The following is a 15,253-nucleotide window of genomic DNA, read 5'->3' on the forward strand; positions in this document are numbered from 1 at the left end:
GACCCTGTGCCAGAGTGCGGCCATGCACCGTGAAATTCGCGGATTGATCGCTGCATGCGCAGCCCTGCTGGCGGCCGCCCTGCCGGTCGCCGGGGGGACGGCCCGGGCCCAGCTCCAGGGCGGCGGGGCGGACTGGGATTCGACGGCGCGGGAGTATCGCGGCGGCCAGAGCGCCGGCGCCGGCGCCTCCGGGGCGGCCGGGCCGAGCGTCCCGGCGGCGGCGCGCAACGCCACCATCGAGAACCTGAGCAAGATCCTGTCGGCGTCGCAGCTCTCGCCGCTCGACCGCTCCTTCTATCTCAGCATCCGCGCCTTCGCCTACAGCCGGCTGGGCCGCGAGGCGGAAAGCCAGAAGGACGTGGCCGAGATGGCCAGGGTCAACCCGCAGGGCTGGCCGGTCATCCTGTCGTTCATCATGCCGGGGCTGGCCGGCGGCGGCGACCGCGGCGCGGCGCTGCGGGCGCTGGGCTACGGCCTGCAGAAGAAGCCCAACGACGCCTGGCTGCTGATCGGCCAGGCCCAGGTCCAGATGCAGATCGCCGACTTCGGCCGCGCCCTCGGCACGCTCGACAGCGCGCTGGCGAGCGCCGGCACCGCCGGCGAGCGGCGCAACGCCAGCTACTTCCGCGGCCATGCCAACCTCGCGACCGGCCACTTCGACCAGTCGGCCAGCGACTTCGAGGCCTCGATCGCCGGCCAGACCACGCTCGAGGGCCGGATCTGGGGCGCGCTGTGGCGCTACGCCGCCCAGGTGCGCGGCCGCCACGACGCGCGCGGCGCGCTGGCCAGGGACCTCGGCAGCGAGAACCTCTACCAATGGCCGGGCCCGATCGCCAGGTTCCTGCTCGGCCGCCTGCCGGCCGGCGAGCTCGAGGTCGCCGCCGAATCCGACGACGCCGCCAAGAAGACCAACGGCAAGTGCATGGCCGCCTACTTCATCGGCATGGACGCGGTGCGCCGCGGCGACAGGCAGCGGGCGCGCGAGCAGCTCCAGCTCGCCCAGGCACGCTGCCCGACGGTGTCGGAGTACAACTGGGCGGCGTCGAACGAGCTGAAGCGGCTGTAGCGGCATCTTCGGGACCGAAGATGGGACGGCGCGCCGGGCACCGCCAATATGAAATAGCTTCCGTCGCCAGAGCTTCGGCGTCTTCCGGCCGTTTTCACCGTTTTTGCCGTTTTTGGACGACCCACCGTTTATGGGCGAACGTCCTCGAGGCGACGAGCGTCGTCGCGCATAGGAGTGGGGTGCAGATCGCTGCAACGGGAGCAGGACGATGAAGGGGTGACGCGGCCGCATGAGTTTCCATCGATGACTTCGGCGGCCACATAAGCACGGTCGGTGCGCAGAACCTATTATGGGCAATGGAACATGAATTTCTCGGCCATTTACGGGCCTCGAGAAGCGTTCCATTGCCCATAATGAAACTTGCGCTGCGCGCTAATCCACAGGGCATGCGGGATAAAGTAGATTGTGAAGGGCCTGGCGCAACTTCAGTGGGGCGTCCTTGCTGGATTGCTGCGCTTGTCCGATCAGCTAGATCAGCTAGTTGGAGACTCAGGAGCGGGCTTGCGGATTTCGGCCTCGATATCGGCGACCCAAGGCCAGACTTCACCCCGACGCAGGACGGCTATCCATTCCTGATCGCCTTCGTAAACAACTACTCGCCTTCCTTCGATCAGTTCATTCGGATTGAGCCATTTATGAGGAATGACGACAGTCCAAGGACCTTCATTTCGGTTTCCGTCTATGAGAATCCTCAGCATATGGGCGTGCTCCAAAGACTGATGCTATCGTGGTCTATATCCAGGATTCGTTTCTATGTTTCTTGCAAAGAGCGCACTAAGCGCACCTGCTTGGTCGCCTGATAGCGTTGTTTGGCCCGCGGGTAATAGTATCGAAACATGAACAGGGTTACTACGCGTGGGCGTAGGGACGACTGTATATCCGAGGCTCTGAATGCTGGGGAGATCGGTGGAGCTAATCTTTCGGTACTGCGGATATCCACCAGCTGCCTGCGCAATTTCGACAGCAGACAACCCCGGCTTCGATGAGGCCGGTAGTCCGTATTTTCCCGGAAGTCCAATTGGGGAGAGTTCATCTACGCCACGTTGCAGGGTGAGGGGCTCTGACACGCCTCCTCGAACCACTATCTGATCGGTCTGAGTTTGAGAACTGATAGCCTCGCCAAGGCCAATGCCGGTGATGATTGCGCTTAGCAAGTACAATACCGCGTCCAAAATTGCTGCTCCAAGAGGAATGGCCGGAGCAAAACAGCTATCCCGCCGGCAGCCTTGGGTCCCACTAGGCCCAGTATATGTCGGATAGGGCTGAAGATCCCGCGCTGTACCGAATGTCGGTAAGTCTGCCACCGAGCCGCCTGAAGCTTCGCGCGCGAGCCCCAAAGGATCGGCCCAGTTCAGCGGATCATTTCCAACATACCCATATAGATTCGCACCACCACTATAGCCACTCGGATCAGCCTGAAGAAATCGTCCAAGGGACGGAAGATAAGTTCTCGCACGGTAGTAATATGCGCTTACCTCTGGATCGAAGCGTTGCGAAGTATATGCGAACTGACTTGGCACCGCTGTTGCTGAGCCATAGGGCTGGTATGCGAACGGCGTTAGCGCCCCGCTGCCAGCATCCATTGAGGCGATGATCGAGCCGAGCAGGTCCGGCACGGGTGTCGAGCGAGTGCTGCCAGCAACATTAACTTGCCCGAGCACCGCATTTGGCCCGAGCGCGTACGGGTACCATCGCTGGATTGCGCCACTGCCGCCGTCATATTCAAGGACTTCCCGATTGTCGGGATCGGTGACAAACACGGTCGTCGTGCCGCCGACGGTCTTGCTCTTGCGCCGGCCGCTGGCATCGAAGGCGTAGGTGGCGATGGTGGCGTCGCCGCTGGTCTTGGCGGTGACCAAGCGGTTCTCGGGGTCGTATTCGAACTTGTAGGTGCTGCCGTCGTCGGTGAGGTTGCCGTTGGAGTCGTAGGCCGGGCTCGCCGCGCCGACGGCGGTATACTGGTTGAGGCTGTTGGCGGTGTAAGCGGTGGTACTCGGTGTGCCCGGCGGATAGGCGATCCAGTCGGCGGGCGTAGCGGCATCGACCGACAGGCTCGTGCGCTGGTTGGCGGCGTTGTAGCCGTGGGTGAACAGCACCGAACTGCCGTTGCTCGGCAGGGTGGGCGTTGCGACCGGGCTGAAGCCGACGCCGGTCGGCCGGTTCAGGGCATCCCAAGCGGTGGTCGTGGTGAAGACGGCGCTTGTGGCGGCGACTGTGGGGAGGCTCGCGGAGTTGTCGCTGATGCCGGTCTGCCGTCCGGCGCGGTCCCAGGCATAGGTGACGACCGTGCCCGAGGGCGTGTCGCCGCAGGTGGCGGCGCTGCCAGGCAGCGTCTTGGCGATGAGCCGGTTGAGCGTATCGTAGGTGAAGGCGATCGGCTGGCCGGCGCGGGTGCAGCGGCGGGTGACGTTGCTGTCGGCGTCGTAGGCCAGGGTCTCGGTCGTGCCGCCGGGATAGGTGGTGGTCGCGAGCCGGTCGAAACCGTCATAGGCGAAGGTTGTCGTATTGCCGTTGGCATCCTTGAGCGAAGCGCGTAGGCCGTCGGCGGTCCAGGCCTGCTCGAGCAGCGGCCCGGCCTGGATGACAGTGTTGTAGGCGCGGAAGGGTTGGCCCAGCGCCGTATAGGTGAGGCGGGTGACCCGGCCCATCGGGTCGGTGATCGAGTTCTGGCGGTCGAGCAGATCGTAGGCGAAGCGGGTGACGTTGCCGTTGGCGTTGGTCGTGGTGGCGGTCTTGCCGGAGAGGGTGTAGGTCGCGCTGGTGGCTCGTAACACCGTCCCGAGGCTCGATTGCTGGGCCTGCGTGACCCGGCCGGCGGGATCGTAGGTATAGGCCGTGACGATGCCGGTGGGCGCCGCCGCGGTGGCGGGCGTCGTCGTCGTGGTCGGCCGGCGACCGATGTCATAAGTGTTGGTCGTGACGTTACCGCGGGGATCGGTGGCGGTGAGTGGATCGCCGCGGGCATTCCAGGTCCAGCTCGTCGTGAGACCGAGACCGCCCGGCGTGGCGTCACGCACGGCCGAGACGAGATTGCCGGACGAATCGTAGCTGTTCCGGGCTACCACGCCGTTGGGATCGGTGGTGGTCAGCACTTGGCCAAGGCTGTTGTAGGTGAAGCGCGTCACCGCCTGCAGGCCCGTGCTGTCGGCGGTGACCGACAGCAGATTGCCGGTCCCCGCCTCGTAGGTCATGGCGGTGACCAGGCCGCGCGGATCGGTGACGGTTGCGGGCTTGTTGAAGCGCGGATCGTAGGTGGTGGTCGTGGTCAGCGTCGACAGCGGCGAGCCGGGCTTGGGCGTGCGCGTGACCGTGAGGGGGTTACTGTTGAGGTCATAGGTGTAGCCGACCGTGTTGCCTGCGGGCGCGGTGGCGAGCGCCAAACGGTCGAGCGCATCCCAGGTGTTGGTCGAGAGGGTCTGGCTCGAGCCACCGAGGTCCTGGATCTCTATGGCGGTCTTGCCGTGGGGCGTGCTGTAGAGAACGTGGCGAGTGCCGTAAGGATCGATCTCCTCGCTGCGGCTGCCGGCGAAGAAATAATTCCAAGTCGCGCCCAGCACTCCGGATTGGGTTTGCACGCGGCTGAGCGAATCGTAGGTATTGACGACGAACGGCCGGCCGGGTGCATCCGGGTAGAAAACATTGATCAGTCGGCCGGGCTGGTCATAAACGTAAGTGGTGGCTTGCCCGAGCGTGTCGACAAAGGATCGGAGATTGCTACTGGCGTCGTAGTCGAAGGAAATGTTTCGACCGGTATCGTCGGTCACCTGGGTCAGCAATCCGCTGCCGTACGAAAGGGTCAACGAGCGGCCGGCGCTGTTGGTAATCGATGTCAGGCGCGGGGGCGTGCTGGTGTCGTAGGCCAGCGCCATCGACGGGCCGGCGGGGCTGGTCCAAGCCGCTAGATTGCCAGCCGAGTTGAAAGCGAGCGTGGTTCGATCCTTGGCTATGTACGTATATGTCGCTCCATCGAAGGAGAGCGTTGCGGCCGAGCCCGGGGGTGGATTGAAGGTGCCGTTGGCGAGCTTCACGAAATGCTCGATGTAGCCAGGCTGCTTGATGGCCACGATGTTGGTGATGAGATTGTCGGCAATCCAGCGGTAGATGATCGCTCCCGTGACGAAGCGCTCGATCGGCCGCCCCACCGTAAGGCCATCCATTCCAGCGATGTCGAGCGCGACCAGCGTGCCGGCGATCGCTGCGGCGCCGTTGATCGGCGAATTGGAGGCGAGTCCCTCGTAGGGATCGCTGTCGGCCAGTGCGGTGATAGCGAAGTTGTGCGTCCAGCCGAAGCCCATAGGGCCGCTGGTCCGCCGCGTCCCGGAATCGTAATAGCGTTGGAATGCCAGACCGATAGGCATGCCACTGCTTCCGGTCGCGATGTCCGTCGTCGTCAGGTAGTAGTCGCCGGTGACCAGGTTGATAGGTTCGGCGCTACTTGGGGTTTCGCCGGTGGCGCCTCCAGCATTGCCTTGGCCGGTGCCAGGTATCACCAAGTTTGCCGAGGACGTGCTTGGCGGAGAGTTGGAGAGCGCCGCCTGGTTCGTGACCTGGCTCGAACTGAGCGGTTGGCCGACTGAACCGCCTTGGAGATTGCCTGAAATCCCGCCTCCGAGAGCATCGAAGCCGTATGCCTGTGTGACGCGAATCCATCCCGCCCCGGTATATTGGTCGACGCCAATCGCCCCGCTTTGCGGTGCGATGATCCGCTCGCTGGTGCTGCCGCTGTTGACTTTCGCGTCGATCGAAGAAAGGTCACCGCTGTAGTAGCTCGACGCCATCTGCGGCCGAATGGTGCTGCCATAGTATGCGGCGCTATCGCCAGAGATCGCGTTGTTGTTGATGTCGAATATGCGAATGCCTCGCTGGACGGCGATATCCGTCATATTGACGGTGGAAATGCCTGCGACACCCATCTGTGTCTGCGAGAGCGTGGCAGACTCCGTCACGCTGTGCGCTAGGCCCTCTGCCACGAATGCGTTGCTCTCCAGTGCGTTCACGGCATCGGGGGAAAACGATCGTGCAGCCGCTTGAGCGTAATTCTGCGCGCGCAGCCACATGCTCATAGAGGGACCTGTCACACCGCCCAAGTGGGTCATGCCGAACGTGCCGTAGAAGTAGTAGTTATACGGCACAGTCCCACTGAGCTGTCCGATCAGGCGCGAATGCTGGGAGAATTCGGCCGCCTGTGTGTAGGCGATAATCGAGAAGGCTTCCCCCACGATCGATTCGTCGTCGGGGTTGCTGGGATGCGCGGCAGTGTTCTCCTGCATCAATCGCCGATGTCGCTCGACCATCGCACGGCTGGTCGGTCCCCAGCTCGATGTGACCGCGAATATGGCGTTTACGGCCGGGCTGATGCGTGCGTCGTCCTTGTCGGTGACGCCTGGATAGCCGCCGGTTGTGAGCCAGGGATACGAAATGCTCACCCGGACCGTGAGCTGATAGCCGGATGGGACTGCGCCGCTGGCTGTGATCTGCGTGACACCGTCTAATAGGAGGCTCGGTACAGACGCCGCCGAAAATTGGACGGTCATGCGATGGCCGTAGATATCAGCCGTGTTGAAAGTGATTGGCGACGACAGGGAAGTGAATGCCCCGTTCGAATAGTTCCAGCCGAACTGTTGGGTTAGCGTCACCCGCACGCTGCTCGGAATGTCGATGGTGACGGTGGGCGAAGAATCCCACTGCCGGGGCGTGCTGGTTGATCGATACTGCGTCTGGAGCGGCAGCGCGACTATACCCTTCAGGCCGCCGATGACGTCGGCTGTTGCCCCTGCCGGACTATTCGTCCGAGTGTACTGGACCAGTTTGGTCGCATACTCCGCAAGGTGGTTGCGTACAGCCGAGCGATTAAGCGATGTCAAAGCCCATGGGCTGGTGGTCGTGACAGCGCTGGCGTCGCCGACGAATGTGGACCGGTCGTAGCCCATGGCCGACAGCAACGCTGCGGGCGTCATTCCGATCACGCGATTGTAGCCCAGGCCGCTGACGATGCCGAACTTGGTGGCGGGATCGAATACGCATTGGCCGCCGCAGCTGCTTCCCGGAATGGTCGCCTGCACCCACGCCCAGTTGAGATCAACGTAGTCGATGGGGTCGCTCGGAGATGCGAACTTGTGAGTGAAGCCGCCAAAAGCCAACACCCTATGGATTGTTGCGCGTCCGGTGTCCGTTCCGAGCCAGTTCGCGACTTCGTCTCCTGCAAGCCGAATGGTGCCGTGGACGAAGCGGGCGTCGATATTCGATTGCCGAAGCAGCAAGACCATCAGCTCCGCTTGATCCCATGCTGTACCTTGGCCATCGATCAGTGCTCCGAGGGCGCCCTTGAGGCTGCCGTGCATCGGCAGGGTTTGGATGTTGTTGTAGACGTATTCGAAGATCAGGTCGGGATCGCCCTTGAGCGCTCGTGCGAGTTCGACGATTTCCGGCGGTGCGGTTTGCGCCCGTGCAGACGGCACGCCCCAAAGGCCCGCAAAAGCGGCAGTAGCACTCAAGAGCGCCAGCAGCCAACGCCGCAGCGATACAATGACTCTAGCGGCGATCGGGGCTGGCTGGGGATTGATCACGCGCTGCATCCTCCCGCGTTCGAGGTTTGACCGCCTGCGGCCGCAATTTGTCGCGCTCCTGAGCTTCCTTGGCCGCTTGCGAAAAGAAGGAGGCCGAATCAGCCGCGGTCGTCGGTGGAGGTATCGCGGGAGGTGGCGGAGGGGGCGCTTGAGCAGACGACGGTGTGCTCCAAGCCATGGTCAGAATCATCAGTGCCGCGCTGATACCGCCAGCCTTGGTCGCCATCACGGCCCCCACTTCGCGCCGTTCCAGTTGAAACATCCCCAGACGCCCGTGCTGCTTGGGGAGACGACCAGGATCTTCTCGCTCAACCGGTTGCCGTTGGGGTCGTAGCTGTACGCGATGCACACGCCGGTGTCGTAGCTCGCCGTGATCAAGCGGCCGAGCGCATCGTAGGTATAGGCGACCGACCCGTTCGCCGCGCGCGCCGCTCCCCCGCTCCACGAGGCCAGCAGCAGGGCTGAGGCCGCGAAGGTCAGCCGCCGCATTCTCGAGCCTGCAAACCGGGCCATGACCACCTCCCGCTCGCGTCAATCGACGAGCGTGTGTCACGACACTAGCAAGAAAGGTTGAATAAAAAAAGACTATACTCGGAAAAATTGTTCCCTAGAATGGTCGGGCACGCGCCGCCCGATCTTCGCGCGGCGCTCCGCTCGGCTCGGCGGAGGCCTCTCCATGATCAGACACATCGCTGCCGTTTTGCTCGGCGTCGCGCTCGGGGCGGGGGCGGCGACGGCCCAGACGTGCGGCGCGCTGCCCAACACCCTGGCCAACGGCACCAACGCCGATGCGACGCAGGTGATGGCGAACTTCACGGCGCTGTTGAATTGCATCAACGCGCTGCCCTCGTCGAACGGGAGCCTCGTGCCCGCGCAGGGACGCCTGACCCTGACCACCGGGACGCCGGTCATGAGCGCCAGCGTCAGCGCCGCGACGACCGTCTATTACACGCCCTACGCGGGCAACCAGATCGCCATCTCCAACGGAGCCAGCTTCGTTCCGACGGCCTTCACCGAGCTCAGCAACATCACGACCAACAGCAGCACCGGCAATGCCGGCCCCGCCGCCGTCGCGGCCAACGGCAACTACGACCTGTTCGTCTGGTCCAACAGCGGCACGCCCACGCTGACCCGCGGTCCGGCCTGGACGACCGACACGACCCGCAACCTTGCCTTGCAGCGGATCAACGGGATCTGGACGAACGGATCGGCGATCGCCAACGGACCGGCCGCCAATCTTGGGACCTATGTCGGCACCGTGCGGTCCGACGGGTCGAGCCAGATCAACTGGCAGCTCGGCGGCGTGGCGGCCAACGGCACGGCGGCCGTGCTGGGCGTCTGGAATCTCTATAATCGCGTGTCCTTCGCCGGTTTCATCGGCGACACCACGGTCAACTGGACCTATTCGAGCACGACCATTCGGCCGGCGAACAATTCTTCGACGATGCGCGCTTCCTTCGTCCAGGGCCTGATAGAGGACGTCTTTGACGTGACGTACAACGCGCTCGCATCGCAAAGTGGCGGCGGTGCGATGGTCGGTATCGGGTACGACAGCACGACGGCCTTCACGGGACAGATAGGCCATAATTCATCCGGCTCCGGTGCCACCCAAGTGTATGGCAGCCATCGCGTGCAGGCGCTCGGTTTCCACTACGTGCAAGCGTGCGAACAGAGCGACGCCGCTGGGAGCCATACCTTCTATGGCAGTGGCGGGAGCGCGCAGAGCGGCCTTACCTACACTGGGAGATTCTGAGCGTCGTCGGCCAAATGCCAGCCATCGCCGCGACCACGAGCTCACCCCACCAGCGCCAGCGGCGCCACGAATCGCGCGATCTCGGCCAGCGTGTAGGTGGGCTGCTGCAGATGCGGGCTGTGGCCGCAGTCGGGGATCAGCCGCGTCTCGCAGTAGCCTCCGACCTTGCCGGCGATGATGCCGAGCTGCAGCTCGCTGCCGTAGTCGTCGTCCTCTCCTTGGATCGCCTGCACCGGCACCTCGATCCTGGGCAGCCGGCCTGATGCGTCCATCGGCTCGAAGCCCGGCGCCACCCAGGCGTCGGACCACAGCCGGAAGGCGCGGTCCGTGTTGTCGCCGTGATGGCGGGCCAGCTTCTGGCGCAGGTCGGTGCTGGCATAGGCCTCGCGCGCGCGCTGGATGGCGGCGGTGCAGACCGGCTCGTTGATGGCGTGCGCCGCGAGCGTCACGACGGCGCGCAGCGGCTCGGGGGAGTGGGCCGCGTAGTTCAGCGCGATGGTGCCGCCGTCGCTGTGGCCGACCAGCACGCAGTCGTCGATGGCGAGCGCCGCGAGGAGCCTGGGCAGCACCGCGTCGGCCTCGATCTCCATGTAGCGAAGGCCGGGGTCGTACGGCCACGGGCTCGACTGGCCGTAGGACGTGCGGTCGTAGACCACGCCCCGGCATTGCAGGGCATCGCAAAGCGTCTGCGGGAAGTCGCGCCACATCTCGATGCAGCCCAGGCCCTCGTGCAGGAACACCAGCGTCGTGCGCTCGAGCCCGTCGGTCTTCTGCGGCTCGAGGCGGCGCACCCGCAAGCGTCTGTCGCCGAGATCGATCAGCCGGTCATCCATGCCGCCCTTTTAGACAGCCGGAGGGGCGCTCCGAAAGCCTGTGGATAAGGCCGACGCGACATCGTGCAGTGTGGCGCGCATGATCGCGTTCCTTCCCCTGCTAGGTCCCTCGTTCCGGGCGCTTGCCGCGCGGGCGCGCATGCCGGGTGGGCGCGTTTTCGCGGGGGGCGGCGGTCCCTGCGGGCAGAATGGCAGGACGTGCGAAAAACGCTGGCCCTGCTGGACCGGGCCGCTGCCCTCTCGATTGGCAGCCGAGGGCAGGGCGTCGCCGCAGCCTCACGCCTCTGCCGTGACCGGGATGCGGCGGGAAAAGACGCCGATCGCCGCCGGCAGCAAACCAGCCGCTACGACGGCGTCTGCATCATCCCTGCGATACGGCGACTTTCGGCGTCGCCTTCGGGGGACGGCAGCGCAGGCGATCGGCCCTGCTCTCCGCGGCGTCGCGATTCCACCAGCCGCCGCCCAGCGCCTGGAACAGCGCCGCCGTGTCGGTGAAGCGCGCGGCCTGCGCCTGCACGCGCGCCAGCGACGCCTGCTGATAGGCGAGCTCCGCCGTCAGCACGAAGATGTAGGTCGTGTCGCCGAGCTCGAGGCGGCGGCGGGCGATCTGCAGGCTGGTCGCCGTGGCCTGCTCGGCGGCGACCGCGGCCCTGAGCGAGAGCGCGTCGTACTCCAGGGCGCGCAGGGTGTCGGCGACGTTGCGGAAGGCGCCGATCACGGTCGAGCGGTATTGCGCATCGGCCTGCTCGAGGCCGGCCTGCGCCGCGCGCTTCCTGGCCGCCAGCGCGCCGCCGTCGAGCAGGGTCTGCGCCACGTTGACCCCGACGACCGAGGCCGGCAGCGCCGGGCCGAACAGCGTGCCGACGGTCAGCGCCTGGGTGGCGATGCCGCCATTGAGCGTGACGTTGGGGAACTGGTTGGCGGTCGCGACGCCGACCAGCGCGGAGGCCGAATGGAGATTGGACTCCGCGGCGCGCACGTCGGGGCGCTGCTCGACCATCCTGGACGGCAGGCTGAGCGGCAGCTCCTGCGGCAGCCTGAGGTCGGCGAGGCGGAAGCGCTCGCCGAGCTGCTCGTTGGTGAGGCGGCCGGTCAGCGCGGCGAGGAGGTTGCGCTGCTGTGCCAGCGCCTTCTGCAGCGGCGGCAGGGTGGCCTCGACCTGGGCGAGGGCGGCCTGCTGGGCGGCAATGTCGGCGCCGGTGACCGCGCCGAGGCCGGCCTGGCGATTGAGGATGTCGAGCGTGTCGCGCTGGGTGGCGATGATGCGCTGGGTCGCCTCGATCTGGGCGCGCAGCGAGGCTTCGAGGATCGCCGCCGCCACGACGTTGGCGGCCAGCGACAGGTAGGCGCCCTCGAGCTGGAAGCACTGTGCCTCGGCCAGCGCATCGAGCGATTCGATGTTGCGGCGGTTGGCGCCCCACAGATCGAGGCTGTAGGTGAGCGTGAGCCCGAGTGTGAACAGCGAGAAGTTGAAGTTGTCGGGATCGGCGGTCGGCGCCGACAGGAAGTTCGGCACCTGGGTCGAGGTGGCGCCGGCGTTGGCGGCCACGGTCGGGAACAGCGTGGCGCGCTGGGCGCGGGCGTTCTCCCGCGCGATCTTCAGGGCCGCGGCGGCCGCCCGGATGTCGGGATTGGCGCGCAGTGCCTGCTCGATCAGGCCGTTGAGCTCGGGCGACCGGAACACGCCCCACCACTGGCCGGGGATGTCGAGGTCCTGGACGATGCGCTGCGCCTCGCTGCCGTCGATGCCGCCCGACACGAACGACATCGGCCCGTCCGGCAGGTAGGCGTCGGCCTTCGGGCCGTCCGGCGCCTTGAAGTCGGGGCCCATCGTGCAGCCGGCGAGGAACGCCGATGCAGCGAGAAGCGCGGCGAGCAGCGAGGCGAGACGGCTGGGGCCGCGTCTCATGACGCCTCCGGAACGGCATTGGCCGGCAGCGCCTGGACGGCGCGGCGGCGCGAGAACAGCCCGATCAGAGCCGGCAGCACGGTGAGGAACAGGAACGGCGCGAGCAGCGTGCCGCCGACGATCACGATGGCGAGCGGCCGCTGCACCTGGCTGCCGATCGCGGTCGAGAAGGCGGCCGGCAGCAGGCCGACGCAGGCCGCGACGCAGGTCATCAGCACCGGCCGCATCTGCAGGGCGCAGGTCTGGTCGAGCGCGCGCTCGCGCGCCATGCCGCCCTCGACCAGGCGGTTGTAGCAGGACAGCACCATGATGCCGTTCATGGCGGCGATGCCGAACAGGGCGACGAAGCCGATCGCGGCCGAGATGCTGAAGGGCATGCCGAAGATGAACAGCGACAGCACGCCGCCAGTCAAGGCCATCGGGATGGCGCTGCCCGCCAGCAGGGTGTCGCGCAGGCTGCCGAAGCTGACATAGAGCAGAAGCAGGATCAGCGCGATCGCGATCGGCACGGCGACGGCCAGCCGCTGCAGGGCGCTCTTGAGGTTGCCGAACTCGCCGACCCATTCGACGCGATAGCCGCCGGGGATCTTGACCTGCTCGGCGACGCGCTGCTGGGCCTCCAGCACGGCGCTGCCGAGGTCGCGGCCGCGCACCGAGAACTTCACCGGCACGTAGCGCTCCTGCTGCTCGCGGTAGATGTAGAAGGCGCCGGAGACGATGTTGACGCTGGCGAGCTCGCTGAGCGGCATCTGGGCGACGCCCTTGTCGGTCTGCACGCCGACCGGGATGCGCTTGATCGCCTCGAGATTCTCGCGGTAGCGCGGCGCCAGCCGCACCACCATCGGGAAGTGGCGGTCGCTGCCGTCCTCATAGACGTCGCCCGTCGCCTGGCCGCCGATCGCCGCCTGCACGGTGGCGTTGATGTCGCCGGGGGCGAGGCCGTAGCGGGCGGCGCGGTTGCGGTCGATGTCGATGCGGATGGTCGGCTGGCCGAGCGAGGCCGAGACCGCGAGATCGGTGATGCCCGGCACCGTGGCGATGGCGCTCTTGATGCTGTCGGCGACCTTGGCCAGCGTCTCGAGGTCGTTGCCGAAGACCTTGACCGAGTTCTCGCCCTTCACGCCCGAGGCCGCCTCCTGGACGTTGTCCTGGATGTACTGGGAGAAGGTGAACTCGACGCCGGGGAAGGCCTTCTGCAGCGCGTCGTTCATGTCGGCGATCAGGGTATCCTTGTCGAGGCCCTTGCGCCATTCGTTCATCGGCTTCAGCGGCACGAAGAACTCGGCGTTGAAGAAGCCGGTCGAATCGGTGCCGTCGTCGGGCCGGCCGTGCTGGGAGATCACCGTCTCGGCCTCGGGGAAGCCCTTGATCAGCGTGCGCATGCGGTTGGCGTACTCGTTGCCGGCCTCGAGCGAGATCGACGCCGGCATGACGGCGCGGATCCACATGTTGCCTTCCTCGAGCTTGGGCAGGAACTCGAGCCCGATGGTGCTGCCGGCGCCGATCGCGACCAGCCCGACGCCGAGCCCGGCCAGCGCCGTCACGGCGCGCCGCGGCAGCACGACGGCGCGCACCCGGGCGTAGAACGCCGCGAGCGCGCGGACGATGCGGGTCTCGGTGTGCGCCACGCGCTCGGGCAGCAGCAGCGCCGACAGCGCCGGCGACACGGTGAAGGTCGCGAGCAGGCCGCCCGACAGGGCGTAGGCGTAGGTGCGGGCCATCGGGCCGAAGATGTGGCCCTCGACGCCCGACAGGGTGAACAGCGGCAGGAAGCCCGCGATGATGATGGTGGCGGAGAAGAAGATCGCCTTCGTCACCTCGGTCGAGGCGTTGTAGATCGTCTGGATCTTGTCGGTCCGCGGATCGCGGTGGGAGAGGTGGCGGAAGATGTTCTCGACCATGATCACGGTCGCGTCGACGATGATGCCGAAATCGATCGCGCCCATCGACAGGAGGTTCGCCGATTCGCCCGACAGCACCAGGATGACCACGGCGAACAGCAGCGCGAACGGGATGGTGGCCGAGACGATCAGCGCGCTGCGCAGGTCGCCGAGGAACAGCCACTGGAGGAAGAAGATCAGCAGCACGCCCAGCACCATGTTGTGCAGCACGGTGTGGGTGGTGACCCCGACCAGGGTGCTGCGGTCGTAGATGCGCACGATGCGCACGCCGGGCGGCAGCACGTCGGCGGTGTTGATGCGGTCGACCTCGGCCAGCACGCCCTGCAGGGTCGGCATGGTCTCGGCGCCGCGCCGCATCAGCACGATGCCCTGGACGATGTCGTTGTCCTCGTTCTGGCCGGCGATGCCGAGCCGCGGCTGGTTGCCGACCGTGACGGTGGCGACGTCGGACACCAGGATCGGCGCGCCGTCGCGCACCGTCAGCATGGTGTTGCGGATGTCGTCCATCGAGCGGATCTGGCCGACCGAGCGCACGATCGCCGACTGCGAGCCGATGTTCACCGTGTTGGCGCCGACATTGATGTTGGCGTTGTTCAGCCCGTCCAGCACCTGCTTCAGCGTCAGCCCGTAGGCGAGCAGCCGGTCGAGATCGACGGTGATGTCGTAGGTCTTGGTCTTGCCGCCCCAGCCGGTGACGTCGATCACGCCCGGCACCGCCTTGAAGCGGCGCTCGAGGATCCAGTCCTGGATGGTCTTGAGGTCGGTGACGGTGTAGCCGGGCGGCCCGCTGACGCGGTAGCGGAAGATCTCGCCGATCGGGCTGGTCGGCGACAGCGTCGGCTGGGCGCCGTTGGGCATCGGCGGCAGCTGCGACAGCCGGTTGATGACGTACTGCGCCGCCTTCTCGTAGGTGACGTCGTAGGTGAACTGCACCTTCACGTCGGAGAGGCCGAACAGCGAGATGGTGCGGATCGCCTGGACGTGCGGGATGCCGGCCATCTGGACCTCGATCGGCACCGTGATGTAGCGCTCGATCTCCTCCGACGACTGGCCGGGATTCTGGGTGATGATGTCGACCAGCGGCGGCACCGGGTCGGGATAGGCCTCGATGTTCAGCGTGTTGTAGGCGAACAGGCCGCCGACCATCAGCGTCACCGCCAGGATGACGACGAGGATGCGTTGCTTGAGAGCCGTGGCGACGAGAGCATGCATGACGGAAGGTCCG

General features: G+C 66.0%; 8 protein-coding genes. 2 read left to right on the plus strand and 6 right to left on the minus strand.

The window, feature by feature from the left end; genetic code table 11:
- Nucleotides 1–43 precede the first annotated feature (43 nt).
- Nucleotides 44–1,066: a hypothetical protein gene (locus J0J01_RS13080; protein WP_296381202.1), complete on the plus strand. Its 1,023-nt coding sequence runs from the start codon at nt 44–46 to the stop codon at nt 1,064–1,066.
- Nucleotides 1,067–1,539: 473 nt separating this feature from the next.
- On the opposite strand, the gene J0J01_RS13085 is transcribed toward J0J01_RS13080, so the two are convergent.
- The 3 genes from J0J01_RS13085 to J0J01_RS13095 form a co-directional block, all read right to left on the minus strand.
- The gene (locus tag J0J01_RS13085; RefSeq protein ID WP_296381204.1) at nt 1,540–1,764 is read right to left on the minus strand and encodes a hypothetical protein; all 225 of its coding nucleotides are present in this window, start codon (nt 1,762–1,764) and stop codon (nt 1,540–1,542) included.
- 24 nt (nt 1,765–1,788) lie between these two features.
- Nucleotides 1,789–7,632: an RHS repeat-associated core domain-containing protein gene (locus J0J01_RS13090; RefSeq protein WP_296381206.1), complete on the minus strand. Its 5,844-nt coding sequence runs from the start codon at nt 7,630–7,632 to the stop codon at nt 1,789–1,791.
- Between the two features lie 225 nt (nt 7,633–7,857).
- On the minus strand, nt 7,858–8,145 hold the full coding sequence (locus J0J01_RS13095; protein WP_296381208.1) for an RHS repeat domain-containing protein: 288 nt from the start codon (nt 8,143–8,145) through the stop codon (nt 7,858–7,860).
- A gap of 163 nt (nt 8,146–8,308) precedes the next feature.
- On the opposite strand from J0J01_RS13095, the gene J0J01_RS13100 reads away from it, so the two are divergent.
- Nucleotides 8,309–9,385: a hypothetical protein gene (locus J0J01_RS13100; RefSeq protein WP_296381211.1), complete on the plus strand. Its 1,077-nt coding sequence runs from the start codon at nt 8,309–8,311 to the stop codon at nt 9,383–9,385.
- Between the two features lie 41 nt (nt 9,386–9,426).
- Here the strand turns inward: J0J01_RS13100 and J0J01_RS13105 are convergent, their stop codons facing one another.
- The 3 genes from J0J01_RS13105 to J0J01_RS13115 form a co-directional block, all read right to left on the minus strand.
- A complete protein-coding gene (locus J0J01_RS13105) occupies nt 9,427–10,218 on the minus strand; it encodes an alpha/beta hydrolase (RefSeq protein WP_296381213.1) in 792 nt (263 codons plus the stop codon).
- Nucleotides 10,219–10,579: 361 nt separating this feature from the next.
- Complete coding sequence (locus J0J01_RS13110) at nt 10,580–12,127, minus strand: efflux transporter outer membrane subunit (protein WP_296381214.1); 1,548 nt, start codon at nt 12,125–12,127, stop codon at nt 10,580–10,582.
- On the minus strand, nt 12,124–15,240 hold the full coding sequence (locus J0J01_RS13115; protein ID WP_296381216.1) for a CusA/CzcA family heavy metal efflux RND transporter: 3,117 nt from the start codon (nt 15,238–15,240) through the stop codon (nt 12,124–12,126). The genes J0J01_RS13110 and J0J01_RS13115 overlap by 4 nt, the downstream gene beginning before the upstream one ends.
- Nucleotides 15,241–15,253: the final 13 nt, after the last annotated feature.

It is taken from the genome of Reyranella sp. (genome assembly GCF_017305915.1).
In the GTDB taxonomy this organism is placed as follows: Bacteria; Pseudomonadota; Alphaproteobacteria; order Reyranellales; family Reyranellaceae; genus Reyranella.